The organism is Candidatus Polarisedimenticolia bacterium (assembly GCA_035764505.1).
In the GTDB taxonomy this organism is placed as follows: domain Bacteria; phylum Acidobacteriota; class Polarisedimenticolia; order Gp22-AA2; family AA152; genus AA152.
Map to the genome: position 1 here is coordinate 16,837 of DASTZC010000099.1, position 25,463 is coordinate 42,299.

20 protein-coding genes are annotated in these 25,463 nt (G+C 65.4%); 8 read left to right on the forward strand and 12 right to left on the reverse strand.

Annotation, left to right across the window (positions count from 1 at the left end; genetic code table 11):
- Window positions 1-63: 63 nt before the first annotated feature.
- From VFW45_06650 to VFW45_06660, 3 genes are read right to left on the reverse strand one after another with little or no spacing between them, the layout of a single operon-like run.
- Window positions 64-573 (reverse strand): periplasmic heavy metal sensor, encoded by a 510-nt coding sequence (locus tag VFW45_06650; protein HEU5180451.1) that lies wholly within the window; start codon window positions 571-573, stop codon window positions 64-66.
- A 28-nt stretch (window positions 574-601) separates the two neighbouring features.
- Complete coding sequence (locus VFW45_06655; protein ID HEU5180452.1) at window positions 602-1,003, reverse strand: hypothetical protein; 402 nt, start codon at window positions 1,001-1,003, stop codon at window positions 602-604.
- Entirely contained in the window at window positions 1,000-1,626 is a 627-nt protein-coding gene (locus VFW45_06660) for a sigma-70 family RNA polymerase sigma factor (protein ID HEU5180453.1), read from the reverse strand. Before VFW45_06660 ends, VFW45_06655 begins: the two co-directional genes overlap by 4 nt.
- A 227-nt stretch (window positions 1,627-1,853) precedes the next feature.
- On the opposite strand from VFW45_06660, the gene VFW45_06665 reads away from it, so the two are divergent.
- The 3 genes from VFW45_06665 to VFW45_06675 all read left to right on the forward strand — a co-directional run bounded on the left by VFW45_06665 (window position 1,854) and on the right by VFW45_06675 (window position 10,092).
- Window positions 1,854-3,956: a M13 family metallopeptidase gene (locus VFW45_06665; protein ID HEU5180454.1), complete on the forward strand. Its 2,103-nt coding sequence runs from the start codon at window positions 1,854-1,856 to the stop codon at window positions 3,954-3,956.
- Between the two features lie 39 nt (window positions 3,957-3,995).
- Window positions 3,996-7,151, forward strand: a complete 3,156-nt coding sequence (locus VFW45_06670; protein ID HEU5180455.1) for a hypothetical protein — start codon at window positions 3,996-3,998, stop codon at window positions 7,149-7,151.
- A 364-nt stretch (window positions 7,152-7,515) separates the two neighbouring features.
- Window positions 7,516-10,092: a serine/threonine-protein kinase gene (locus VFW45_06675; protein ID HEU5180456.1), complete on the forward strand. Its 2,577-nt coding sequence runs from the start codon at window positions 7,516-7,518 to the stop codon at window positions 10,090-10,092.
- Between the two features lie 413 nt (window positions 10,093-10,505).
- Here the strand turns inward: VFW45_06675 and VFW45_06680 are convergent, their stop codons facing one another.
- Window positions 10,506-10,670: a hypothetical protein gene (locus VFW45_06680; GenBank protein HEU5180457.1), complete on the reverse strand. Its 165-nt coding sequence runs from the start codon at window positions 10,668-10,670 to the stop codon at window positions 10,506-10,508.
- Between the two features lie 124 nt (window positions 10,671-10,794).
- Between VFW45_06680 and VFW45_06685 the strand changes: the two genes are divergently transcribed.
- A complete protein-coding gene (locus VFW45_06685) occupies window positions 10,795-11,001 on the forward strand; it encodes a hypothetical protein (protein HEU5180458.1) in 207 nt (68 codons plus the stop codon).
- Between the two features lie 24 nt (window positions 11,002-11,025).
- On the opposite strand, the gene VFW45_06690 is transcribed toward VFW45_06685, so the two are convergent.
- The 3 genes from VFW45_06690 to VFW45_06700 all read right to left on the reverse strand — a co-directional run bounded on the left by VFW45_06690 (window position 11,026) and on the right by VFW45_06700 (window position 15,126).
- On the reverse strand, window positions 11,026-12,153 hold the full coding sequence (locus VFW45_06690; GenBank protein HEU5180459.1) for a S1 RNA-binding domain-containing protein: 1,128 nt from the start codon (window positions 12,151-12,153) through the stop codon (window positions 11,026-11,028).
- A gap of 113 nt (window positions 12,154-12,266) precedes the next feature.
- Window positions 12,267-13,229 carry a hypothetical protein gene (locus tag VFW45_06695; protein ID HEU5180460.1) on the reverse strand — a complete coding sequence of 321 codons (963 nt, stop codon included), beginning with the start codon at window positions 13,227-13,229 and terminating at the stop codon, window positions 12,267-12,269.
- Between the two features lie 148 nt (window positions 13,230-13,377).
- Complete coding sequence (locus tag VFW45_06700; GenBank protein ID HEU5180461.1) at window positions 13,378-15,126, reverse strand: glycosyltransferase family 39 protein; 1,749 nt, start codon at window positions 15,124-15,126, stop codon at window positions 13,378-13,380.
- Window positions 15,127-15,329: 203 nt separating this feature from the next.
- Between VFW45_06700 and VFW45_06705 the strand changes: the two genes are divergently transcribed.
- Window positions 15,330-16,490 (forward strand): DUF4855 domain-containing protein, encoded by a 1,161-nt coding sequence (locus VFW45_06705; GenBank protein HEU5180462.1) that lies wholly within the window; start codon window positions 15,330-15,332, stop codon window positions 16,488-16,490.
- 42 nt (window positions 16,491-16,532) lie between these two features.
- Here the strand turns inward: VFW45_06705 and VFW45_06710 are convergent, their stop codons facing one another.
- Window positions 16,533-17,006 carry a hypothetical protein gene (locus VFW45_06710; GenBank protein HEU5180463.1) on the reverse strand — a complete coding sequence of 158 codons (474 nt, stop codon included), beginning with the start codon at window positions 17,004-17,006 and terminating at the stop codon, window positions 16,533-16,535.
- Window positions 17,007-17,745: 739 nt separating this feature from the next.
- Between VFW45_06710 and VFW45_06715 the strand changes: the two genes are divergently transcribed.
- Window positions 17,746-19,017, forward strand: coding sequence for an FG-GAP and VCBS repeat-containing protein (locus VFW45_06715; protein HEU5180464.1), 1,272 nt, complete (start codon window positions 17,746-17,748; stop codon window positions 19,015-19,017).
- 204 nt (window positions 19,018-19,221) lie between these two features.
- Here VFW45_06715 and VFW45_06720 read toward each other — a convergent pair whose 3' ends face one another.
- The 3 genes from VFW45_06720 to VFW45_06730 are packed head-to-tail and all read right to left on the reverse strand — an operon-like array spanning window position 19,222 to window position 22,460.
- Window positions 19,222-20,988, reverse strand: a complete 1,767-nt coding sequence (locus tag VFW45_06720) for a tetratricopeptide repeat protein (protein ID HEU5180465.1) — start codon at window positions 20,986-20,988, stop codon at window positions 19,222-19,224.
- Complete coding sequence (locus VFW45_06725) at window positions 20,985-21,188, reverse strand: hypothetical protein (GenBank protein ID HEU5180466.1); 204 nt, start codon at window positions 21,186-21,188, stop codon at window positions 20,985-20,987. The genes VFW45_06720 and VFW45_06725 overlap by 4 nt, the downstream gene beginning before the upstream one ends.
- Window positions 21,189-21,203: 15 nt before the next feature.
- Window positions 21,204-22,460, reverse strand: coding sequence for an MFS transporter (locus VFW45_06730; protein HEU5180467.1), 1,257 nt, complete (start codon window positions 22,458-22,460; stop codon window positions 21,204-21,206).
- 424 nt (window positions 22,461-22,884) lie between these two features.
- Here VFW45_06730 and VFW45_06735 point away from each other — a divergent pair, with 424 nt between their 5' ends.
- Window positions 22,885-23,358, forward strand: a complete 474-nt coding sequence (locus tag VFW45_06735; protein ID HEU5180468.1) for a hypothetical protein — start codon at window positions 22,885-22,887, stop codon at window positions 23,356-23,358.
- A gap of 45 nt (window positions 23,359-23,403) precedes the next feature.
- Here the strand turns inward: VFW45_06735 and VFW45_06740 are convergent, their stop codons facing one another.
- Window positions 23,404-25,218 carry a carbon starvation protein A gene (locus tag VFW45_06740; GenBank protein HEU5180469.1) on the reverse strand — a complete coding sequence of 605 codons (1,815 nt, stop codon included), beginning with the start codon at window positions 25,216-25,218 and terminating at the stop codon, window positions 23,404-23,406.
- 88 nt (window positions 25,219-25,306) lie between these two features.
- Between VFW45_06740 and VFW45_06745 the strand changes: the two genes are divergently transcribed.
- Window positions 25,307-25,463, forward strand: a 157-nt coding sequence (locus tag VFW45_06745; GenBank protein HEU5180470.1) for a DUF3467 domain-containing protein, incomplete at its 3' end; no start/stop codon positions are given.

The window sequence follows — 25,463 nt, forward strand, 5'->3', positions numbered from 1 at the left end:
GCAGGGAGACTCGAATCGGTGGCGGTCCGTTTCTGCCGGACCGCCACCTTTCGATTTGAAGATTCAGAGGGAGGGTTCGGGATCGGAACCTTCGGGCGGCGCAGGCGGGCGCTGCGGGTGCGCCGGACGAAGTGACTGGAGCTTCTCCTGCTGATCCGGGGTCAACCGGTTCTTGACCCGGATCATCAGGCCCATATGGGCGGTCTTCAGCTGTTTCTCGGCATCCATCAGCTGAGACGCCAGCGCCAGCGCGGCCTTCTCATCCACCTGGGGCGCGTCCAGGAGGCCGCGGAGCTGATCCACCAACCCCTTGAGAGTGTCGTGCTGGGCGCGGAGCTTGTCGTGGGTGGCCCCGACATCCTTGGTGATGGCGAGAATCTGATCATCGGTGAGGCCGATCTGGGACTGGTTCTCGAGGACGAAATCGGGCGGGAAGAGAGACGCTTCCCAGAGAGGACCACCCGACATCATCCAACCCGGCCCGTGATGCGGACCTCGTGGACCGGGCCCGGCGGCCGAGGCGATCGTAACGGTGGCGAAGAGAAGCAGAGCGGTGGCGAGAATTCGTCTCAAGGTTTTCCTCCTTGTTCCAGTTTTGTGATCAGGGTGACCGGGGGGACGGTGCCTCCGGGGATCCGCCGGAAGATTTCGTCGACTCCGGGTCGGGGATCGTCTTGCGATTCGCGAGCTCGGCGGCTTCGAGGAGCGAATCGGTGGGTGCCGACCAGCTCTGCAGCTCCTGAGCTTGAAGGATCGCCTCCTCGACAGATGGGCGCGGCGGGCGATATACGAAAATCAGCACCGCGGCGGCGGCCATGGCCGTGACCCCCGTCGCCGCCAGGTACATTCGCTTCCGGAAGGAGAAGGGGAAGCGCCGGTTCTCGAGCCGCCGTCGCGCGGCGTCCCAGGCGGCCTCGAACCGGCCGGCCCCGGCGGCGTCGCGAAGCCGAAGCGCTTCGAAGCGCGCGCGCAAGTCCTGCTCGGGATCCTGGTTGTTTCTCATAGGGAGGCCTCGAAGGAGAGAAGGGCTCGCAAGCGCTTCTTCCCGCGATCGTAATGGACCCTGGCCGCTCCCAGGGTGATGCAGAGAACGGCCGCCGCGCTCTCGAGCGTCAGATCCTGGTAGAAGACGAGATGGAGCACCTCACGCTGGCGGCGTGACAGGCGCTCCAGCGCGCGCAGCAGCTGTTTCGTGTCGCCGGCGGCCTCCGCTTCGGAGAGCGCGGTGGGAGAAGCCGACTGCAGCCGTGCGAAGCGAGTAAGTCCGGAGAGAGTCAGCCAGGCTTTGCGTCGCTCAGCTGCAGCGGTGTGGCGGATGACGCCGAACAGCCAGGTTTTCAACGACGATCGGCCATCGAACCGGGCCTCTCCCGCGAGAACCTTCAGGTAAGCCATCTGAGTGACCTCCTCCGCGAGCGTCCGATTCCGACGACAGCAGGCCAGCGCCCAACCGAAAGCTGCCGGGTGCAGCTCCGCGAGCCTCCGGCCCATCGTGTCCCGATCCGCCGGTCCGGGGTTGGGCTCCCGACTCGTCACCCGATGAGTGGATTTGGAGGCAGGCTCATATGACAGCAAGTCCTCTTTCGGGGCATCGGCCCCCGGTAGCTTTTCGATCACCAAACCCATCGATACCGCCAGGAAGAAAGTTGAAACCGGGTCGATTCGGCGCGCCTCCCCGAGCTGGTTTTCATCCGATCGGGTCGCCGCCTCGCTTTCCGACAGACCTGAGTGGCGCCGGAAGACCCTTCTATATGACAGGCCAGGAAGGAATGCTATCGATTATTGTTGTTTAGCGAGCTCCTTGTGCAGGCTCAGGCATTCTTCTAGACTGTGCGCTTTCACAGGAGCTCCGCATGTCGCAGCGTGTGTTCGCGCTTATTGCCTGCCTGCTTTTTCTAGCCGCCTCTCCCCAGCAGCCCGGCACGCCCGCTCCTCCCGCCAAGGCGCCGGCTGAAACCGCGCCGGCGGAGAAGCCGCTGACGGCGCTTCCCTACTCTCCGAGCCTGGACGTGCGCTGGCTGGACCGCTCGGCGGATCCGTGCACCGATTTCTACCAGTTCTCGTGCGGCGGCTGGATGAAGGCCAATCCCCTTCCTCCCGACCAGGCCTCCTGGAGCGTTTACGGCAAGCTCACGAACGAGAATCAGGCCTACTTGTGGGGAATCCTCGAGGAGCTGGGGCGCAGCACCGGCAAGCGCACGCCGGCGCAACAGAAGATCGGAGACCAGTTCGCCGCGTGCATGGATGAAGGCGCGGTGGAGAAGCTGGGCGCGCAGCCGCTCAAACCCATGATGGAGCAGATCGCCGCCGTCAAGGACGTGAAGTCTCTGGCGCCCCTCATGGCCACGATGCACATGGCTTCGCTCAACTTCTACTTCAGCTCCTTGATGTTCGGGTTCGGGGCGAGCCAGGATTACGCCGACTCGTCGCAGATCATCGCCTTCGCCAGCGCCGGCGGTCTGGGCCTGCCCGACCGCGATTACTACCTCAAGACCGACGAGAAGTCGCAAGACCTGCGGCAGAAGTACACGGCGCACGTCGGCAGGATGTTCCAGCTCCTCGGCGATTCACCGGAGGCGGCGACCCGCCAGGCGAACACGGTCCTGGCCATCGAAACGGCCCTGGCCAAAGCATCGCTGACCCGCGTGGAGAAGCGCGAGCCGCACAACTTGTTCCACAAGATGGGACGCGCGGAGCTGCAGGCGCTGGTGCCCTCGTTCGATTGGAGCGCCTACCTCAGCACCACCGGATTGCCGGGCGTGCAGACGTTCAATGTCACGGAGCCGGGATTCTTCAAGGGTCTGGAGGAACAGCTCAAGTCGGTGCCGCTCGACGACTGGAAGAGCTACCTGCGCTGGCACTGGGCCCATCGCAAGGCTCAGTACCTGTCGTCGGCGTTCGTGAACGAGGACTTCGATTTTTTCAGCCGGACGCTGCGCGGGACACCCCAGCTGCGTCCCCGCTGGAAGCGCTGCGTGTCGCTGGTGGACCGCCAGCTGCCCGACGCGCTCGGGGAGGAGTTCGTCCATCGCACCTTCAGCCCGGACACGAAGCGGCGCACGCTGCAGATGACCCAGCAGATCGAGCACGCCATGGAGCAGGACATCAACCAGCTCGACTGGATGGGCCCGGCGACGAAGCAGCAGGCGCTGGCCAAGCTGCACAGCATCGTCAACAAGATCGGCTATCCCGACAAGTGGCGCGATTACGGCACCCTGAACATCGTGCGCGGCGATTTCGCCGGGAACGTGGACCGCGCCAATGCCTTCGAGTCGAAGCGCTGGCTGGACAAGATCGGCAAGCCGGTGGACCGTACCGAATGGTTCATTTCGCCGCCGACGGTCAATGCCTACTACGACCCGCAGATGAACGACATCAACTTCCCGGCGGGCGTGCTGCAGCCGCCGCTTTATGACATCAAGATCGACGACGCGCCGAACTATGGCAATACCGGGTCCACCATCGGCCACGAGCTGACGCACGGCTTCGACGACGAAGGGCGGCAGTTCGACGCCAAGGGCAACCTGCGCGACTGGTGGACCCGGGAGGACGGTGCCGCCTTCGAAAAGCGCGCCCAGTGCGTCGTGGACCAGTATGCGCAGTACGTGATCGTCGATGACATCAAGATCAACAGCAAGCTGACCGAGGGCGAGGACGTCGCCGACCTGGGCGGGACGATCCTCGCGTGGATGGCCTGGAAGTCGGCCCTATCCGGCATGAAGCTGGACAAGCGCGAAGGCTTCACGCCGGAGCAGCGCTTCTTCGTCGGGCTCGCGCAGTGGGCTTGCGAGAACCAGCGGCCGGAAAACCTGCGCGTGTCGGCGATCACCAACGAACATTCACCCGGTAAGTACCGGATCAACGGCGTGGTGGCGAACATGCCGGAGTTTCAGCAGGCATTCAGCTGCAAGACCGGACAGGCCCTGGCTCCGGAAAAACGCTGCCGGGTGTGGTGAAGAGTCATCCCATCAATAAGGATGCCGAAGGAGACTCGTATGCGCCGCGCTGCTGGATTGATCCAGGTCGGTCTCGTCCTGACAGCCGCCTTGGGTCTCGCCGGCGCGCCTCAGGCTGCCTCCAAAGACTCAGTCGTTCCGGTCTCGGCCTATGGTGAGATGCGCTGGCGGCTGGCGGGGCCGTTCCGCGGAGGGTGGGCCACCGTCGCCGCGGGAGTGCCGGGCGATCCGGCCACCTGGTATTTCGGCTCGGCGGACGGGGGCGTCTGGAAGAGCAACAATGCCGGGGTCACCTGGACGCCGATCTTCAACCAGATGGGGAGTGCCTCGATCGGCGCTTTGGCCCTCGCGCCCAGCGACCCCAGGGTGATCTGGGTCGGAACGGGGCAGGTCCACCAACGCTACGACATCGTCGATGGCGACGGCGTCTATCGGTCGACCGACGGTGGCGCCACCTGGAGCCACGTCGGATTGTCGGCGACCAGGCACATCGGCGCGATCTGGGTCGATCCGAGAGATGCCGGCGTGGCGATCGTCGCGGCACTGGGACACGTCTTTGGTCCCAACCCCGAGCGCGGCCTTTACCGGACGACCGATGGTGGGAAGAGCTGGGTGCACGTGCTGGACCGGGGCCCTGAGGTCGGCGCGGTCGATCTGGCCGGGGATCCGGCGTTGCCCGAGATCCTCTTCGCCTCGTTGTGGGAGGTCCGCCGCCACCCCTGGCTCGATTACTTCCAGCCGCCGATGGGGCCGGGCAGCGGGATCTTTCGATCCGTCGACGGAGGAAAGACCTGGTCCAAGGCGGGATCCCGGGGACTTCCCGCAGGACCGCTCGGACGGATCGAGCTGGCCGTTTCCCCTCTCACCCGCGCGCGGCGAGTCTGGGCGGCGATTCACGCCCAGAAAGGCGGCGGGCTCTACCGCTCGGAGGACGCCGGCAACACCTGGAGCTACGTCAACTCCGACACCTCGCTGGCCTCCGCCTACTGCAACAACCTCACGGCGGATCCCAGGGATCCCGAGGTTGTCTGGGCCATGGGACGCTCCATGCGCGTCTCCAGAAACGGCGGCAAGGAGTTTCGCTACGCCAAGGGATCACCGGGAGGCGACGATTATCACTTCCTCTGGATCGACCCCACCGACCCGCGTCGCATGATCACCGCCGCCGATCAGGGAGCGGTGCTGACGCTGAACGGCGGCGAGTCGTGGAGCAGCTGGTACAACCAGCCCACGGGGCAGTTTTATCGGCTCGCGGTGGACGATCAGTTTCCTTACTGGATCTACAGTGGCCAGCAGGACTCGGGAACGGTGGGCATCGCCTCGCGCAGCGATTACGGGCAGCTCACGTTTCGCGACTGGCATCCGGTGGGAGGCGACGAGCGGGATGGCGACGTGCCGGATCCGGCCCATCCCGGGATCGTGTACGGCGCCGGGTTGGGAGGCCGGCTGTCACGATGGGACTCCGAGACGGGACAGGTCAAGAACGTGGCGCCCAGGCCGGTGTCGAGCTACGGCGCGCGGCCGGGCACGGCCCGCTACCGCTACCCCTGGATCACTCCGATGACCGTCTCGCCCCGCCCGCCCCACGCCATCTACGTCGGGTCGCAGGTTCTCTTCCGCTCGCTCGACTCGGGGCAGAGCTGGGAGACCGTCAGCCCCGATCTCAGCGATGCCCCCAAGGATGCGAAATGCGAGGGCGACGTGCCGGTGGCGCGCGCCACTCGCTGCGGCTTCGGAACCATCTTCGCCATCTCCCCTTCGCCGCTTGCGGACGGGATCGTATGGGCGGGCACCGACAACGGACGGGTATGGGTGACGCGCGACGATTCGAAGAGCTGGAAGAATGTCACGCCCCCCGGGCTGCAGGACTGGACCAGGGTCAGCCAGATCGACGCCTCGCCGAGCGATCCCGCCACCGCCTACGTGGCCGCCGATGGGCACCGGCGGGACGATTTCCGGCCGATCGCGTATCGCACGCATGATTATGGGGCCCACTGGGAAGAGATCGGCCACGGCCTGCCCGCGAGCGCGTGGCTGGGAGTGTTGCGGCAGGATCCACGGCGGTCCGGGCTTCTCTTCGCCGGAACGAGCCGCGGCGTCTGGGCCTCCTTCGACGACGGCGAGAGCTGGCAGACGCTCCAGCTCAACCTTCCCACCACCGGCATCAACGACCTCCGGGTCGTAGGGGATGATCTGGTAGCGGCGACACAGGGGCGCGCCCTCTGGATCCTGGACCAGCTCGCCCCGCTGCGGGATACCGCTTCACCGGTGGATTCCGTCAGGCTCGTGCCGCCCGGCGAGACCTACCGGCTGCGCGGCAATCAGAACAAGGACACCCCGCTTCCCCCCGAAGAGCCGCGCGGTGAGAATCCTCCCGACGGCGCCATCATCGATTATGTGCTGCCGGACGGAATCTCGGGGCCGGTGAGCCTCGAGATTCTCGATGCTCAGGGGAAGACGGTGCGCCGCTTCTCGAGCGCCGATCCGCCGGAGAAGGTCGAAGCCGACGTTTATTTCACGGACCTCTATCTCCGGGGAGCCGGCAGGCTGCAATCGACGCCAGGACATCATCGATTCGTCTGGAACCTCCGTTACGAGCGGCCGTCTGCCGCCGAATATGAGTATTCGATCGCGGCGGTTGCGGGCCGCGAGACCGACGCTCTGCCTGCGGGTGCCTTCGTCTTGCCGGGGACGTATCGCATCCGGCTCGACGCCGGGGGCTCGACGATCGAGCAGCCGCTTCGGGTCACGATGGATCCACGCGTCCAGGTCTCGCAGGAGGATCTGGGGAATTTGCTCGAATTCCAGCTTCGGATGGGGCAGGCGATGTCGCGCTCGGCGATTCTCGAGAAGGAGCGCGCCCAGGCCGTGAGGCTCCTGGAAGCCGGGCAGAAAGATCCCGCCGCCGTCTCGCTCCGGAAGAGCATCGAGCGGCAGAAGGAACAGATCGACAAGCTTGCCGAGGCGCGCGAGGAGAAGCCCGCCTCCGCCAACGCCGATCTGGCGACGCTGGCCACCGACCTGGAGAACGCCGACGCGGCGCCTACTTCCTCGCAGCGGGAAATGCTCGCCGTCTACGAGAAGGGAATCGCCGCTTTCGAGAAGAAATGGAAAGCCTTCACCGCCGGCCCTTACGCCGATCTCTCGGCCAGGCTCGTGAAGCTGGGCATCAAGCCGAAACCCGTGGATCCGTGAAGCTACTGGTCTCGCTTACTCGCTGAATTGGGCCTTATCAATTCGGAGAATCGGGGGTTTCTCGCCCGAGCTATCTCACTCTCCGTTAACCGGGATTCTCCCGAGGTGTTAACCAGCTTGGCAGTACCGATAGCCATCGTGCGGTAAGCGAGACTCTCGCATTGCATGGTCTTCGGCCAGCGCGGGCGCCCTCGTTCCCTGTGCTAAGCTTTGCGCCATGTCAATCAGGGCCACCTGCCCGATCTGCTCGAGCCCCATGCTTCCGGACAACCGTTTTTGCGGGTCCTGCGGAAGGCCCGTTTCGCCGATGTCTTCATCCCCAACGGTGAATGTGCCGCCTGTCGCCAGAGGGTCGCCCGGCCGTTTGGCGTCGTCCAATTCCACCCCATCAGAAGCGCGGTTCCTGCCGGGCGTCCTGCTCGCCGGCCGCTACCGCATCGTCGGCCTGCTCGGGAAGGGGGGCATGGGGGAGGTTTACCGGGCCGACGACCTCAAGCTCGGGCAGCCGGTCGCCCTGAAGTTCCTGCCGCCCGGATTCGACGCGCGACCTGAGCGCCTCGATCAGTTCCTCAACGAGGTGCGGACCGCACGCCAGGTCTCACACTCCAACGTCTGCCGGGTCTACGATGCCGGTGAGGCCGACGGGCAGCATTTTCTGTCCATGGAATACGTGGATGGAGAGGACCTGGCATCTCTCCTGCGACGGATCGGCCACCTCCCGAAGGAGAAGGCGATCCAGATCGCGCGGCAGCTCTGTGCCGGACTTGCGGCGGCGCATGAGATCGGTGTCCTGCACCGCGACCTGAAGCCCGCGAACATCATGATCGACGGCCGCGGGAGAGCGCGCATTACCGACTTCGGTCTTGCCGCACTGGCTGAGGAAATCGGCAGCGGGGAGATTCTTTCGGGCACACCGGCCTATATGGCGCCCGAGCAGCTGGCGGGACGAGAGGTCTCCGTCCGGAGCGACCTCTACGCCTTGGGATTGGTGCTCTACGAGCTGTTCACCGGCAAGATGGCTTTCAAGGCATCGTCCGTCGGAGAGCTGCGACGCCTGCAGCTGGAAACCACTCCGACCTCCCCGTCCAGCCTTCTGGAGGGGTTCGACCCCGCTGTGGAGCGGGTCATCCTCCGCTGCCTGGACCAGGAGCCGTCGCGCCGGCCTTCCTCGGCCCTGGCCGTCGCCGCCGCGCTCCCCGGCGGCGATCCGCTGGCGGCGGCCCTGGCTGCCGGTGAGACTCCATCCCCGGAGATGGTGGCCGAGGCTGGGCAGAAGGGGGCGACATCGCCAGCGGTTGCCTGGGGAGCTCTCGGCTTGTTCATCGTGACGCTCGTGGCCTTGTTGGCTCTGGCGCCGAGGACCGCGCTCCTGGGAATGGTGCCGCTCGACAAGCCGCCGGAATTCCTGGCGGAGCGGGCGAGGGAAATCCTGACGGAGGCCGGTCACGACCGGAAGCCAGGCGACAGCCTCTTCACGTTCGATCCGAACCTCGACTATCTGGAGGAGCTGCGGGGCCTTGAGGGTGCGGGCACGCGTCGATGGGAGATTCTCCGGTCGGCCCCCCCAAGCGGAATCCTCTTCTGGTACCGACAGAGTCCGGAAGATCTGGTGCCGGTGAATGGTGCGTCCTTCGGAACCTTGATGGAAGATCCGCCGGAGACAACCCCCGGGATGGCGCGGGTCGGCCTCGACCCGGACGGCCGTCTGGTCTCCCTGCTGGTCGTGCCGGGCGAGCGTACCGAGCCGGGATCGGCTTCGCAGGAGCCGGACTGGGCGCCTCTTCTGCGTGCCACAGGAATCGACCAGAAGACCCTGTCGCCCACGATCCCGGAGTGGGCGCCCCCGGTATACGCGGATCGGCGGGCTGCCTGGACGGGGTTGTGGCCCGGAAGGCCGCAGACACCCCTCCGGATCGAGGCGGTCTCCGAGGGCGGCAAACCCGTCTTCCTGCGGATCGTCGAGCGCTGGACGCGCCCGGCAGAGGAGTCGGCCGTGCGAGGCGGGTTCTGGCGGCAGGCCGCGCGACTGTCGAACGCTTTAATCTCCGTGACGGTGATCATCGTCGCCGCGTTCGTCGCGCTGCGGAACGTTCGCCGCGGCCGGGGGGATCGCCGCGGCGCGCTGCGCTTCGCCCTGTACCTCGGGGCTATGAGGATGCTCTGGTTTCTCGGCGCGCATCACATGGCGTCACCGGCGGAGGCGAGTCTGTTCATCGACCACCTTTCCTCAGCGATGCTGCGGCTCGGGCTGGCCTACGTCTTCTACCTGGCCATCGAGCCCTACGCACGGCGCCTCTGGCCGCGGATGCTGGTCTCGTGGGTGAGAGTCCTGGAGGGACGCTTTCGCGATCCCCTGGTGGGACGCGATCTCCTGATCGGGTGTGCCGCGGGCGCTGTGGGCGCGCTGACCCAGCGACTCCAGACCTGGATTCCCGAGACGCTGGGCGGGGCGATGGCTCTTCCGGCCTCGAGCGTCTTTGCGCTCGAGTCGCTGCGGGGAATCGTGCCGGCCCTGGTCTCCATCGTGGCCATTCACACCCGGGCACTCATGGAGATCATCTTCCCAATCACCATTGTGTTGATCTTCCGGCTGGTGCTGCGGCGCACCGGCCCGGCCCTCCTCGCGGCGACGCTGCTGGGGACGGTCTTGTTCTACCCGGCCTCGGGAAGCATTCCGGGCTACATCGTCGGGATGTTCTTCTTGTGCGCGATTCTCTGGCTCGTTCTGTTCCAGGTCGGCCTGCTGAGCTTCGCCGCCTTTTACGCCGTGTTCAGGCTGCTCGACAATATTCCGCTGACACCGAGCCCGGCCGGATGGTACCTGGGGGCGATGCTTCTATCGCTTGCCGCCGCCGCCGCCCCGGCGCTCTACGGCTTCTGGACCTCCCAGGCAGGAAGGCCGCTGTTCCGCGACGAAATCCTCGAGCCGGCACCCCGCTGATCAGACGTCCGTCGCCCGGGCAGGTCTTGTCACCCCTTCACCGCCGGTCCCTACGGCGATCTCTCGGCCAGGCTCGTGAAGCTGGGCGTCAAGCCGAACCCGGCTGACAAGTAAAGGCGCGTGGCCTCATTGACACTGCCCTTTGTTCAACGGACAGGGGCGGCACACTCACCACGGTAGACTCGCCACGCGAGCAAGGCGTCCTTCCTACCCTCAGGTCTTTCCGGTAATTCTTCGAAGGCAAACGCCCTAGATCCAGCTTTTCCTTTGTCCAGCGTGGATTCCGATCGTATAAGGGTGTGCATCGGAAAACCCTTTTGAACGGGCGTTCGGAGACACTTCGCCATGAGATACACAATTTCCGGAGCAGCCTTCTTGCTTCTCACTCTTCTATCGCTCGGCTGCTCCAGTACTCACAGCAACACGATGTCGGACACGACCGGCGGAACGGGCGGAGGAACACCGCCACCAACGGACACCCCTCCCAACGTCGACGGCGTGTGGCGCAGCAGCACCACCGTCACCTCCCGCGACTGCGGCTCACGCGTCCCGTCCTTGTCGGACCCTCGGGTCGTCAATCTCACCCAATCGGACACGACCCTGAGCGCGCAAATATTCAGCGCTTGCGCGGATCCCATCGCGACGGGCTCGGGGGCCATTACCGGCTCGGATGTGTCGTTGGAGTTCACACAGGAACTGCGCGTGTCCGGGAAATGTTCGCTCAGGATCGAGGTGGTCCAGACTGGGACGTTGCAGGATGGCGCTCAGCCTGTCATCAACGGCACCAGCCGTTCCACCGTTTCGGCCCTCGAGGGCTGCGGGGACTACGGACTGCCTTGCGAGGTGCAGGAGAATCTCCAGATGGAGCGCTGCCCCCCCGCGAGCTGCACGTTCCCAGGCTGTCCGTGATCGGGAGCAAGCCTTACAGGAGTCCTAGCTGCTTTTCTTCTTCCCCTCGATTGCCGCCCGGAGCTTGTCGGCGATTGAGCCGAATCCTTCCGGAGCCGGGCCCGAAGCCTTCTCCGGCTCGACAGCCTCAGGTTCCTCCTCGGCCTGCCGGACCGCCACACCGATGCGTCTGCGATCCGGCTCGATGCTCAGGATCTCGACGGCCACCGTGGCTCCGGGAGTAACCGACGCTTTCCATCCGTCCCGTTTTCCGGTGGCGGCAAACGTGGAGGCGTGAGCCAGGGCCTCGATGCCGGGCTCGAGCTCCAGGAAGGCGCCGAAATCGGCGATCCGGGTGACCTTTCCCCGCAGCTTCTGGCCCACCCGGTATTTCTCCTCCACCGCGGACCATGGGTCGGCCTGCAGCTGTTTCAGGCTCAATGAGATCTTCCCCTTGTCGTCGACACGGAGGACCCTGACGGTAATCGGGTCCCCGGGATTGACGACGTCGGTCGGCTTCTCCACTCGCGACCAGCCCATCTCCGACACGTGCAGGAGTCCGTGGACTCCTCCAAGATCGACGAACGCGCCGTACGCGACCACCGACGCCACGCGCCCGGACAGGACAGCGCCGGGAATGGCGGCCTGGCGCACCTTCTCGGCCCGCTTCTCCTCCTCCTCCTGGAGCAGCACCCGGCGGGAGACGACCAGATCTTTGCCGTCTTCCTTGCATTCGGTGATCCGAAACGTATAGGCCAGCCCTTCATGGACCGTGGCATCGGGCGTGAACTCGGTATCGATCTGGGAGATGGGGCAGAAAGCCCGCTGCCCGCCGATGCGAATCTCGTATCCTCCCTTGATGGCCTTTTCAACTCGTCCCTCCACCGGCAAGCCCGCCTGGAATGCCTCGCGCAGGCGCTGCCGCGTGGCGGCCCCCTGGGCCAGCTTGAAGGAGAGCCTCAAACCTCCGGCGACCGAGACGATGACCGCCTTGATTCTGTCTCCGACCGCGAGCGGCTCCGCCCGATCCGGATCCACCAGCTCCTCGAGATCGATCGTCGCCTCCCCTTTCCCCCCGATATTGACGAACGCCACTTCGGGGCCGATCGCCACGATGGTCCCTTCGACAGTCTCCCCCTCCTGGTGGAATCTGGGCGCCGCGGATTCCTCCATCGCCCGGGCGAATTCCTCATCGGCAGGCGAAGTTGGCTCGGCCGGATCGCTCTCGGGCGGGAGTGGAAGGGGTCGGGGTTCGGGGCGGTCTGAAATCGTCTTGTCTCCTCGGTTTACTTCTTCCCGCCGCAGGCCGACTGGGCGGCTGACAGCAGGATGGCATCGGCCTGGTCGTCCGTGATGCTCCCCTCTTCCAGGAGCTGCTCCACCACCTGGGATACGGCCGCGACATATTCGCCGTGGTTCTTCCACTTGCCGCCCGAAGCCGGGCCGGCGCAAGGAACCAATTGATCGATGCTGCAACCCCCGGTGTTCACCGCCGTGCATTGCGGTGTGGCGGCGCAAGCGTCATCGGCATCAGGCACGCCGTCGAAATCCTGGTCTGGTCCGCCGACGCTGATGTTTTCGAATTCGGCGCTGCCGGAATTGGTTGCGATAGACGGTGCATTCACGACCTGGAGGTAACCGCCCAGCGCGCTGTTATCGGTGATGCCTTGTTCAAGATTGCTGAACTCCAGAGGCGGGCTCTGCAGGCAATTGGCGGAGTAGATGGCGGCGCGCTTTCCATTGCCATTCAGGAAGTAGGTAATCCCCAGCTGAATCGTATCGCCCGATTGAAAAGTGCGAGGAAAGGCATAAAACGGGAGCGGGCCGCCGAAGGCAACCACTTCATGGCCGTCGGTGTTGACGATGAACGAGCCTTCCCCGCCGACGGTCGTCAGGACAAAACCAGCTTCCTTTCTGGGAGAAATGGGGTCTCCGGTCAAGGTCAAACTCATCGTGACCGTGAAGAACTCGTCGTTGCCGAAGCGATAAGGCGAGACCCCATTGTCGTTCGAGAAGCGCCACACATGACGGTTGGCGAACCCAGTCGCCTTGCTGACGAACTGGTCGTCGAATTCGATGAGGGAGGGGAAATTGCGCACCACGGTGAGCGTCGAATCGGGGACATCGTTGTATTGGCGAGGGAAATAGAACGCTGAGTTTATCGAGCTGATTTGGGCAAATGTGTCGCTGGCGGCGATGAGGCTGGCGATCACTGCAATGAGAGCAGCGTGGCGTTTGATAAACGGCATGGTGCGTTCTTCCAGGTGAGTTCCGCAAATGGATACGACAGTTTGATTGCAGCTGAGATTAGCGGGATTCTAGACGCAAGAGAAGACGGGGATCAAGGGGGTATCCCGAACCCGTGGCACGAACTGGGAGGCAGCCTGGGCGCCGGGATTATGTTGCTCGTAGCGAACCGAGAGGCGCCGCTTCTCCCGTGGACGGGGTGGCCACCGTGGAATCGGACCTTTCCGATGCGATCCGTTGGACCGACCAGCAGTAGGCCAACAGCAGAATCGCCGCCAGCAGGATCGGGGCCAGGATGGCGGGACCCGCGAACCGGCTTCGCGTCCATTCATACAGGTAATCGAGGTCGCGCTTGTCCATGTCGTGGGTGATGAAGAAGATCAGCATGCGGTCCGCGATCATTTCCAGCACCGCGGCAGCCAGAACAAGCCGCGCCCCCCAGGCTGGAAGCCGGCTCAGGACGCAGCCCGCGTAGCAGAGAACCAGCAAGAAGAGTGGAGACAGCATGTTGGTGGCGTTTCCCTCGTTGTCCACGCGGCTCAACAGGGCAAAAAAGCACGCGCCCGCCCCCAGCCCCAAACCGGCGAACACCACCGCCCGGCCGGGACGCACCGATCCCGGAAAAGGCGGCGACCAGCCAAAAAGAAGGAGTGTGAGTCCCACCGCGACAGTCATCCCCCCCAGGAACGTCTGATCGTAGAAACGAAGAACCAGATTCCCCCACGCTCGGAGGTGCTCCGCAAGCGCCGCGGTGGAGTAGTCCGGCGGGAACGGGGAGTCGTGCAGGAGCTTCTTGACGAGGTACGAGGGGGCGGCCAGGGTCGTGACTACCATCTTGAGCCGAGTGACCACGCACTCTCCAAACGAGAGCGGAAGGGGCTGTGCCAGCGCCGCGGTCGGAGTGAATGCGGTCCGACCTCCGAAGGATCGGAGGAGCCAGAGGTACCAGGGTGCCGCGAGGAAGAGTGCGGAAGCACCGGCGCCCAGGAGGAAGGGACGGAGCAGGAGCTTGCGGCGGCGCCATAGAAGCAGGATCTGATCCGCTCCGACCCAGAGGGAATAGAAGAACATCGAGGGATGGCACATGAAGGCCGCCACCGCGAGGCCGCCGGAGACAGCGCCGCGATGGGCGCTCCTGGCCGGCTCCGTGTCTTCCCGGGCCAGGAGATAGTAATAGGCCGAGAGGAGCACGAAGAAGGCGCCCACGAACTTCGGCTCGGGAATCGTTGCGGTGCGCAGGATGGCCGGTGACAGGGGGAGGATCAGGAGCGCGGAAACGGCTGCTCGCCGGCCGAAGAGACGCATGGCGAAGAGGTAAACGACCCAGAAGACCCAGGCGTTGGGGAGCAGGCAGGCGATCTGGAAGCGGTCGTAAGACTGTCCCAGCAGACTGACGAAGAAGGAGCCGTACAAGCTCATCTCGGGAGTCCGCTTCGCAAGGTACTCCAGCGGCACGCCTGCCGCATAGGAAGAGAGGGGTTTCTGTCCGAGGTAGGCGAAGGTATTCGGGTAGTAGAGACGCCAGTCGGAAGAAAACGCGGTTTGATAGCTCGGCAGGAAGAGCAGCAGGGTCAGCAAGTAGGTCACGAAGAGCGCGAAGCCGACGGCGGCGGGACCACCGGCCGGGATCGGCGCCGCGCCGCGGCGGCGCGCGCCAAGCCACAGGATCGCGACCGACGCAACATAAAGGACGGAGTTCGTCAAGATGGGCGTGGTTCCGATCCAGGTGGTGGCGAGCTGGATCGTCGCAATCAGCAGGTAGGAGAGCGCCCAGCCGAGCGGCTGAGCGGTGTCCTCATCCACCAGCTCCCGGCGGACCGAGACGGTCAGATTGCGCATCATCAGTCGACCGGGCAGCCAGGTCACCAGGGCGACGAAAGCGAGGAGAAGGAAAGGCAAGAGATGGCTCTCCGAAGCTCGCGTTTGGGGCTGGGTTCTGGTGACTTGCGCTTCCGGACGGCACTTCCGCCCGGCGCGGAAAGACTTGTTGCATCATACAGCCTTTAGGTCCTTTTCGGGGTCCAGACTCAGTGCGCTAGACTTCCTCATGTGCCGTTGGTGTGAGCTGTTCGCGTCGGGATCGATGGGGACGAATGCATCGGATGTCTTGCCCCCTGCGTCGCCAGATTCCATCCTTCCCGTGGGTTTTTCTCTGGTTGCTGGTCTGCATGATCCTGCAACCGGCCTGCGCGACGGCTCCGGACTCGATCACCGGCGTCGATGCGACAACAGCGTCCGTCCCTCCGTCGCGCTCCACCCTGCCCCTCTCAAGCTTCGATGCGGCAGGCCCTTCCGATATGGTCCTCATCTATCAAGGCGGCACCGACCGCCTGGCCTGGACGCCCGAGCAGCTCGCCCCGTACGTCAGCGCTCATGCTTCGGATGGAGGCGAGCGCTGGCTGTTCGACGGCTTTCTTTTCATCGAATACCGCGACAACCGCGGACACGCTTACGCCCATGGCTACTCTCTCGAGCCCGCACGAAAAGAGGACTGGCTCTGGCTGATCGAGCGCAACTTCGCGCCCCACGGCGGCGTGCCGGCTCTCGACCAGGCGCTCGACTCCACCATCCGCCGGCTCGGCACGCCGGAGCGGCCGCGCCAGGTGGTTCTCACGCTTCCCGAACCCATCCCGGAGTCGACCCATTGGGGCTCGCTGGAAGGACGCCCCCTGGATTTCAGAAATCCCAAGGATCGCGTTGCCGCCTGCCGCTGGCATATCGAGACGGCGCTCGCGAAGTGGGACTCCCTTCACCCCAAGCACCTCGAGATGGCGGGCTTCTACTGGGTCGCCGAGGACGACAAGCAGGACGCAACCATCCTGCCGCTGGTGGCGGAAATCATTCATGCGCACGGTCTCCGCTTTTTCTGGATTCCTTACTGGCGCGCGGGAGGTGCTCAGGACTGGTCCAGGCTCGGATTCGACGCCGCCTACCAGCAGCCGAACCACTTCTTTCATCCGGAGGTGAAAGACGAGCGGCTCGAAGACGCCTGCGCTTTCGCGCGCAGTCACCACATGGGCCTGGAATTCGAATGCGACAGCCGGGCCTGCAAGTCCCCCGAGCTGTTCCGGCCGCGTCTTTACAGCTACCTGCGAGCTTTCGAGATGAGCGGCGTCCGCGACGAGGCCGCCATCGCCTACTACGAAGGCGGAGGAGCGCTCCTGGAGATGTTCAAGTCACCCGACGCAAAATGCCGCGCCGACTATCAGGCGATCGCTGATTGGGTGATGGCGCGCCACTCGAGAGTCATGCCGGTGAAGTGAGGCAACAAGGTGCAACGACTTCGCGGGACAAAGGTACCTTGGCTAGGGAGTTGGCTCGCTGGCGCTGGCATGCTGCTGGTCGGCATGGTTTCGGCCGCAGGATTGACCGCACGCCTGGTGGTCGGCGCCCGGCAAGCTGAGGCAGCAGGCACGGCACTCCGGGACCGAAGTAAGCGCCATGCAAGCTTCGAATCCTGGCGGAGGGGAATTGAGCTTTTCCAACAGGCCGTTGGCCACGGCAAATGCGAAATCGGATTTGCCTTCCTTGGTCAGCGGATCATTCACCGAGCCTTTCAAATTGAGCCCGGCCTGCTTCAACATCTTCACCGCCTCCTCGGCGGTGAGAGAGGAATACTTGGACGGATTGTCGGATGACAGCTTGATGACCTTGAGGGCGAACTCACCGACGGTGATTCGGCTCGAGGGTGGAGGATCCGGGTTCTTCACCGGCGCGGCGGAGACGGTCATGACCAAAACTGCGAGCAACATGGGGAGAAAATATCGGACGCGGGACATCCAAGCCCTCCGTGGAGAAATCGACTGTCTCCTTCTTTCAGGTAATCACCAGATACGCTCAAAAGATCGCTCGTGTCAAGGGGAATCTAGCAGGAATCTGCGGTCTTGAATGTACCGTATAATCCTGATCCACCCTTGTCGAGTCTCAAGGTACCCCATGCATCACACCCGCCTCGCGTTCCTCGAACCTTCAAATCGTCGCTCCCCCACGCCCTGAAGAGTTGCAGGTCGAATCTACTGACCCTCCTGCCAGACACGAGTCTGATTTCCTAGGGAAATCGGTGGTGCCGCGCTTCTCGCTTCGAGCGGCGCCCGGGCATTAGAGGGGCCGACGACGACCGGAAGCTGGAGGTCGCTTTTCGCCGGGTCGATCGTCAGGTGCGTCCCAGGAAGCGGGCGTAATGTGTACCCGTGGTCGGTCGACAAGATGACCAGGCCGATCCGGTCTCCGTGAGGAAGTACTTGTATTGTGGACCTTATCGATACTTCCTCGCAAATTGTCATACTCGAGCTGAGGGCTCCCCGAACCGCTCTCTGACTTTACCTCATTCCTGCACCAGCCCACCGTGCCACCCTCTCCCTTTCAGCTTGGCCCGCCATTCGGTGGAAAGTCGAACGGCGGTCATTGACCGGGTGTCGCCTCCAGATTCGACTCGGACTAGTATCGGTGCATTCCAACCAACTCCGCCGCCGAACACCTGGAGACGGACGGAGCCCTCGCTACAAGGAGTAGCAAGCCATGCGAAGTCATTTCACCAAGGGAATGTTGGGAGGAGCGGTGGCCGCGCTGGCGCTGACAGTGACCGTGGGCGCCCCGGGAACGCTGGTCATTCAGTACACGGGCACCGGAACCGACCACCTGGGAGCCGCCGTGGCCTTCGGCGACGTGAACGGTGACGGGACACCCGACATCATCGTGGGCGCCGACGGAGCGAGCTACGTGGACGTTTACGACGGTGCGAGCCCGGCAACGCGTCTGTACCACTTCACCGGAACGGTCGGTGACGCCTTCGGCTCGACGGTGGAGACGGGCGACGTCAACGGCGACGGCAAGGCCGACGTGCTGGTCGGCGCTTATTCCTGGGACGGTCCGGCGGGCGTGGACCAGGGATACGTGCGCGCATTCGACGGTGCGACGGGTGCTCAGCTCTTCGAGCTGCAAGGCGATCGCACGACCGACACGTTTGGCGCATCGATCGCGGTGGCGGACATCAATGGGGACGGCAAGGGCGAGATCCTGGTCGGGGCGCCCTTCGCGGAGCTGCGCGGGACCAACGCGAACATGGGTTACGTCAAGCTGTTCGACGGGGCCACTCAAGCCCAGCTTTTCCGCTGGGACGGACCGGGACGCTTCGACGAGATGGGCCGGGGCGTGGCGTTCGGCGACGTGAATGGCGACGGAACCAAGGACATCGTCCTGGGAGCCGGCAGCGGCACCGGGACGGACTATGGAGGGTTCGTCTGGGTGTTCGACGGGACGAACTACTCCAACCGCCTGTACAGCTTCACGGACGGCAAGTCGCACGTGAAACCGGAGCAGAATTTCGGGTTCGCCGTGGCGGCGGCCGACGTCAACGGCGACGGCAAGGCCGATATCATCTGCGGAGCGTATCGGGGCCAGACCGGGCCGCTGCGCACCGACCCGACGACCGGCTACGTGCGGGTGTTCAACGGCGCCGACGGATCACTCCTCTATCAGCTGAACGGGGAGGCGTCGGGCGAGGAGTTCGGCCGGTTCCTGGATGCGGGGGACCTGACCGGCGACGGGCTGGCGGACCTCGGCGTCGGGGCCCGGTGGGCCGCCCTCGGCGGGTACGTGAAAGTGTTCGACGGGCCGACGGGCGCGGTGCTCGACCGGAAACAAGCCGACGCGGATTTCGAGTGGCTCGGCAGCTCGGTGGCCATCACGAGCGGCGGAGCCGGCGGCATGCGCCGCCTCGCATCGGGTGCCTATGAGGGCGACTCCCGGTCGCCGAACCCCGGAGGCTACGTTCGCGTCTGGCAGTACTGAGTGGCGGGTCGGGGCTTACACAAGTCGGCGCGTTAATCGACCGAAAGGAGTTTCATCTATGCGAGGGCCCCTGCGCGGATTGCTGGCCGGTGCCGCAGCCTGGAAACTCGGCGGTGGATGTTTTTCTACCATCGTGATCTTTCTGATCGTGTTTTGGATGCTGGGCCGTTTACATTGCTGATTCCTACAGGTACGGCGTGCCTCCTAGCGCGGTAAAGAGTCGAGGAGGGCGCGAGCCTGGGAGTCCGAGGGATCGAGCTGCAGCGTTTTCTCCGCCTCGGATCGGGCGGCGGCGGCATTGCCGGCCGCGGCATGAATGTAGGCCATGAGCAGGTGGGCCCCGGCGTCTTCCGGGTGCGCCGCCAGCAGCGTCCCGACGACGCGGGCGGCGGAGCGGAAATCACCGGTCTGGATCAGCAACGCTCCCAGCAGATGCTGCAGGTCGGCGGCCTCGGGTTGCCGTGCCAGCACCTGCTGCAGTGCCGCGATGGCGTCGCCGTAGCGTCTCTGGCGTGAGAAGCAATCAGCCAGCGCGGCCGCCGAGTCGATGTCGCCGGGGTTCAGCATCAAGGCGCGCTGATAGTAAGGGGTCGCCTTGTCGCAATCTCCCTGGCCGCGCAGAATCTGACCCGCCAGGCGCTGCGCTTCGTAATCCGCCGGGTTGAGCTCGAGACTGCGCTGCGCATACTCCCAGGCTTCCGAGAGCCGGCCGCTGCCGCCGTAGAGGTTGGCCAGCATTTTCGTCGACAGGCTCACGTTCGGCTTCAAGGCGACCGCCTGCTTCGCGGCCGCCTCGGCCCGCGTGAAATCACGCGCCGCCATGGCGCTTTGCGCCTGCGCCACCAGGAGGCTGAGCTCTTCGCGCTCCCGCTTTCCCCGCGCCATGCCCCATCCCGTTCCCGCCGCAGCCAGGACCAGCACCGTCGCCGTGGCCCAGCGCACGCGACGATCGCGCCTGCGCGGCAGCCAGGAGCCGAAAACCAGCAGGCAGGCCGGCGCCAGCAGCACCGGCACCATCCGCGCCAACGCCACCGGCACGCTGCGTCCAAAGGCCAGCGACCCCGCGAAGGCCAGCGCGGCACCCGCGACTCCCGAGGCGAACGCCGCCTTCTCTCCAAAGGCCGCGCCGGCCGCCATGACCGCCAGCGGCAGCAGCGAGACCAGCAGCTCCCCACTGTGCAGCATCCCGAGATCGACGGCGATCAGGACCACGAACATCCCGCCCAGCGCCACTGCCGGGAGCCGCTCGATGCCGGCCGAGGCGGGCCGCGGCCCGTCCGCCAGGCGCGGGGCGGGCAGCAGCGCAAAGACCGGCACGGCAAAGGCAATGAGCGCGTGATACCACTCGTAGGCGTGGGGCACCCCGGGGCCGATGGCGAAGCGCCAGTGGCAAGCCCAGTGGATCGGGTACAGGAGCAGGGAGGCCCAGGCCAGCGGGGAGCGCGCCCCTTTAGGGGTGCGAAACAGCAGAAAAGGGACGAGGAAATCGAACCCGACCGACATCCATTCGATGATACCGAACAGGTGCGTCCCGGCCGGCAGCAGCGGCGTCGTGACGACGACGATGTTCCAGCGCCACCATCCCACCCCCGAGGCGGTGGTCTCCACCGCATCCGAAAAGCAGCCCATCGCGAGCATGGCGAAGGCCGATAAGGTGAAGACCCCGCCCGCCAGAGCGGGGCGCGAGCGCAGGAAGCGCTCCGCCAGAACCCAGGAGAGGTAGACCGAGAAGATCCAGCCGATCACCGCGGGCAGCTCGGCACGTCCGATGCTGACGATCGCCTCGCTGAAGATGTAAGGGCCGGCGTCCTCGCCGGCGGCCAGGTAGGCAACGCTGTTGCCGCGGATCACGCCGAACAGGAAGGCCGATACGAAGAAGGCGAGGGCGGTCCGCGCTCCCCTCGTCCGCACCGCATGCACCACCAGCAGCAGCGTGAGCAGCGACGAGGAGATGAAGAGCAGGAGCTTCATTCAGCGCGGCTCTCGGTCGTCCCGTCCCAGTCGCACTGGTTGCACCCGGCGCGCGCGTTCGCCTTGCGCCAGATGCGGTAGGCCAGTCCCGGGAAGAACAGCAGCTTATACAGGAGCTTCTCGGTCGCGTCGGAGCCGGGCAGGACCTGGCGGCCCAGCCCGTAGTAGCCGCATTTCGGACAGCTGACGTGCCATTCCATCGAGCCGGTCTCCCGTTACGGCGCCGGTGCGGTCCCCGGCTCCGCGTCCAGCGATTTCAAGTCCCGCCCCCGCGTCTCGGGGAGCGTCCAGATCCAGACTCCCGCCAGCAGCGAGAAGGCGCAGGCCAGCGCGATGCCTCCCGACAGCCCGTAACCGGCTTCGGCCACCCGTGTGATTACCAGCGGCGTGAAGAATTGTACCCCGCGCGCCAGATTGAGCGCCGCCCCCATGGCCGCGTTGCGTACCGAGGTGGGGAACAGCTCTGAGAAGTGCGGCCCGAAATTGGACCAGGTCCCGGTCCCCACGCCGACGATCGCCATGGCCGCCAGCAGCAGCGGGAGCGACGTGGCGAGCGTCTCCCAGTGCAGCGTGATCAGCGCCAGCCCGCCGGCCATGAAGCAGGAATAGAGCGTGAAGGCCGGCTTGCGTCCGATCCGGTCCGAGACGGCGCCGAAGGAGGCGTAGCCGACCAGCTCCCCCGCGACGATCACCAGGATCCAGACTCCCGATTTCACCACCGACATGCCGCGCTCCTGCTGCAGATAGCCGGGGAACCAGACGTAGGTGTACCAGTAGGCGCTCATGTTGAGGATCGCCAGGATGAGGGCACGCAGCGCGATGCCGCGCACCCCGGGCGCCAGGATCTGCTTCCAATCCGGCGTCGCGCGCGCCTGCAGCCTCCGCTTCTCCCAGAGATCGGATTCGGGCATGCCGCGGCGCACCAACGCCACCAGCAGCGCCGGCAATCCCGACACGATGAAGGTGGCCCGCCAGCCGAAAGTCGGCGCGAACAGGCTCCCCATCACCGCCGCCAGCCCCACGCCGAGCGGCGCGCCCGATTGCATCAGCGCCCCGTAATGGCCGCGCCGCGACGGTGGAAAGGTCTCGGCGATCAGGGCGTGGCCGCTGCCCCACTCGCCGCCGACCCCGATCCCCGTGATTCCCCGCCAGAAGAGCAGCGAAGGCAGCCCCTGGGCGAAGCCGCACATGAAGGTCCCCAGGCTGTACAGCAGGATGGTCCCCTGCAGGACGGGGCGCCGGCCGATGTGGTCGGCCAGGAAGCCACAGACCACTCCACCGACGGCGGTCATCCCCAGAGAGAAGCCGAGCACCCAGGAGTGCTGCTCGCGCGTCAGGCTCAAATCGCGGCTGATCTCGGTGAGCAGGAAGCTGTAGAGCATCAGGTCGTAGAAGTCGAACAGCCAGCCGCCCCAGGCGACCAGCAGGATCCGGCGGTGGGCCGGAGTGAGGCGTTCGGCATCGGAGAGCATGGCTCGATCGACCTCCCCACCTCGAGGCGCGCCCAACAAGCGCTTCTTCTCATGCGCCCGCGTTTTATGCGGCGGTCATCGTAGCAAATCCAAGGCGATCGGGAGACGGTCCCAGCCATTTGCCCTTCTCCCAGACCATTGCCGCGGCCGGCTGCCACGCCTGCCATGGCTGGCAGCCCTTTCGGCGCGGGACCCTGGCGCGCCGAAGCATGAAATTGGCGCGTCGCGTCACTGCCGGCACAGCCGCCAATCCCTACACTCAACCTGCCCGATGCCAGTTCAGCCGGATCGGGCGTGAGTCGCGGGGGCTCGGTGGGGTGAGACACCCCCGCCCTGCCGCAGCTAGGGGGCCCCCGCGGCTCTAGTACCGGGTCTCCGCATGGGACGTCGGGGCCCGGAATGGTTGACGGCGGGAGGTAGAAAAGTGAAGGGGAACGCGGTCATCGTCGCCGACAGCCTGGAGGCGGGGATAAGGCTCGAGAAAATCATCGCCCGGGAGGCGCAGTTCCGGGTCGTCGCCCGATTCATCTCCCCGGTCACGCTTCTGGAAGCGGCCACGGCCCAGGCACAGAAGCCTGTCTGTGAATGGGATCTGGTCCTGATGGTCCTCTCGGCCGCGGAATGGAACGGAGTCGACGCCGGCCGTCGGCTCCGCGAGATTCTGCCGGAGGTCCCGATCCTTCTCTTCACGGTTCTTTCTTCGTCGGACGATGAGGCCGCTGAACCGGTCACCCTTTCGGAAGGCGAGGAGGAGCTCACCCTGCAACCGGCGGCGCGCGAGATGCTGCGGCGCATCAACTCGCTGGCCACCACGCCGCGGCCCGCGGAGGCTCCCCCGAAGCGCAACCATTCGACTTTCGAGTTTTTCAGCAGATTGATCCGGAGGAAGCGCTCCTAGACGCGCGTCCTCCGCGCGCCGCGAGTCGCTTCGCTCGCCCGGGCTTCAGGGAGAAATCGGGGAGCTCTGGGAGAGAGGCCGGCGCGGCGGGCGCAGCACCGCGACCCAGCGGCGCGCCGATTCCACCAGGATGGTCACGACGCAGACCATCATCACCACCGTCATGGTGGCGTTAAGGTAGCCCTGGAACGGCTGGCCGCTCCGGGCCAGCGGCAGGAAGTTGTCGGTGACGTTGAGCCAGCCGGCGGTGAGCGTGGTGGTGGCGACGAAGGTCAGGGGGAGCAGCGTGATCCAGGTGTAGCGTGCCTTGCCGGCGTTCACCAGGACGGTGGTGCCGACGCACAAGGCGATGCTCGCCAGGAGCTGGTTGGACACGCCGAACATCGGCCAGATGGTGCTGATCGAGCCGGTCCAGATGAAATACGACCAGGCGATCACCACCAGCAGGCTGGAGAGGATAGTGCCGGGCAGCCAGTCGGTGCGCTCCAGCGGCCGGTACACTCGCCCCAGGAACTCCTGCACCATGAAGCGCGCCACCCGCGTGCCGGTGTCGATGGTCGTCAGGATGAACAGCGCCTCGAACATGATGGCGAAGTGGTACCAGTAGGCCAGCAGCCCCTTGAGCCCCGGCAGCGCCGCGAAGATCTGCGCCATGCCGATGGCCAGCGACACCGCCCCTCCGGTGCGCCCCGCCAGCGACTCCCCCACTGCCGCCGAGAACTCCGGCAGATTCACCGGCGTCATCCCGAGCGTCGCGAACTTCTCCGGAGTGGCGTTGATCGCGAAGTAGTCCCCGGGGTGGAGCGAGGTCGCGGCGATGAACGCCATTACCCCGACGAACCCTTCCATCAGCATCGAGCCGTAGCCGATGACGCGCGCGTCGGTCTCGCGGCTGATCATCTTGGGGGTCGTTCCGGAGCTCACCAGGGCATGGAACCCTGAGATGGCCCCGCAGGCGATGGTGATGAAGACGAACGGGTAGAGCTTGCCCGGGATGATCGGCCCGCCTCCCGCGGCGAATCGCGTCACCGCCGGCATCTTGAGATCGGGGTGCACCAGAAAGATGCCGATGGCGAGGGCGGCGATGGTCCCGATCTTCATGAACGAGCTGAGGTAGTCGCGCGGGCACAGGAGCATCCAGACCGGAAGCACCGAAGCGATGAAGCCATAGGCGGCGATCGCCACGGTGATCTGGTGCGCCGACAGCGTGAACCAGCCGGCGGCGGAAGAGCCCGGGATGAAGCGGCCGGCCATCACCGCGGCGATCAGCAGCGTCACGCCGATGATGGTCGCCTCCATAATCCTTCCCTTGCGGAAGCGGTACATGTGCCAGCCCATGTACAGGGCGATCGGGATCGTCGTGCCGATGGTGAACACTCCCCAGGCGCTCTCCTTGAGGGCGTTGACCACCGCGAGGCCCAATCCTGCCAGCGCCACCACGACGACGAAGAGGATGGCGAGCGCCGTGGTGAACCCGGCCACCGGACCGATCTCGCTGCGGGCGATGGCGGCCAGCGACTTGCCGTCGCGCCGCATGCTGGCGGTGAGGATGATGAAATCGTGCACGGCCCCGCCGATCACCACGCCGATCACCAGCCAGAGCAGCCCGGGCAGGTAGCCGAACTGCGCCGCCAGGACCGGCCCGATGAGCGGCCCGGCGCCGGTGATGGCCGCGAAGTGGTGGCCGAAAAGCACCCAGCGGTGCGTCGGGAAGTAGTTCTGACCGTCGTTCAGCCGGTGCGCCGGAGTGACTCGGGCATCGTCCAGCGCGAGCACTTTGGCGGCAATGAAGGCGCTGTAGTAGCGGTAGCCGATGGCGAAGAAGCAGAGGATGGCGATCAGGATGGGCAGCGTGTTCACGGGGAGGGAGTGTCGCAGAATCGGCGGGAAACAACAAGCTCCGCACGATCATGGAGGTGTGTTAGGGTTTGCAGCATAGGAGGGAGCCATGAACCAGCCGCCGCAGGGGACCTCGATCCCCGTGAAGCTGACCGACGACGTCCTCGGAGGCGTCTATTCCAACAGCATGCAGGTGACGCACACGCGCGAGGAGTTCGTCCTCGACTTCATGAGCATCTTCCCGCCGGCGGGCAAGGTGAATGCCC

Excerpts from the sequence above, each read along its gene's own strand:
- VFW45_06690 (HEU5180459.1), bottom strand. The coding sequence starts at position 12,153 with ATGGAGGAATCCGCGGCGCCCAGATTCCACCAGGAGGGGGAGACTGTC.
- VFW45_06660 (HEU5180453.1), bottom strand. The coding sequence starts at position 1,626 with ATGGGTTTGGTGATCGAAAAGCTACCGGGGGCCGATGCCCCGAAAGAG.
- VFW45_06720 (HEU5180465.1), bottom strand. The coding sequence starts at position 20,988 with ATGAAGCTCCTGCTCTTCATCTCCTCGTCGCTGCTCACGCTGCTGCTG.
- VFW45_06670 (HEU5180455.1), top strand. The coding sequence starts at position 3,996 with ATGCGCCGCGCTGCTGGATTGATCCAGGTCGGTCTCGTCCTGACAGCC.
- VFW45_06715 (HEU5180464.1), top strand. The coding sequence starts at position 17,746 with ATGCGAAGTCATTTCACCAAGGGAATGTTGGGAGGAGCGGTGGCCGCG.
- VFW45_06705 (HEU5180462.1), top strand. The coding sequence starts at position 15,330 with ATGTCTTGCCCCCTGCGTCGCCAGATTCCATCCTTCCCGTGGGTTTTT.
- VFW45_06710 (HEU5180463.1), bottom strand. The coding sequence starts at position 17,006 with ATGTCCCGCGTCCGATATTTTCTCCCCATGTTGCTCGCAGTTTTGGTC.
- VFW45_06665 (HEU5180454.1), top strand. The coding sequence starts at position 1,854 with ATGTCGCAGCGTGTGTTCGCGCTTATTGCCTGCCTGCTTTTTCTAGCC.
- VFW45_06725 (HEU5180466.1), bottom strand. The coding sequence starts at position 21,188 with ATGGAATGGCACGTCAGCTGTCCGAAATGCGGCTACTACGGGCTGGGC.
- VFW45_06695 (HEU5180460.1), bottom strand. The coding sequence starts at position 13,229 with ATGCCGTTTATCAAACGCCACGCTGCTCTCATTGCAGTGATCGCCAGC.
- VFW45_06730 (HEU5180467.1), bottom strand. The coding sequence starts at position 22,460 with ATGCTCTCCGATGCCGAACGCCTCACTCCGGCCCACCGCCGGATCCTG.
- VFW45_06655 (HEU5180452.1), bottom strand. The coding sequence starts at position 1,003 with ATGAGAAACAACCAGGATCCCGAGCAGGACTTGCGCGCGCGCTTCGAA.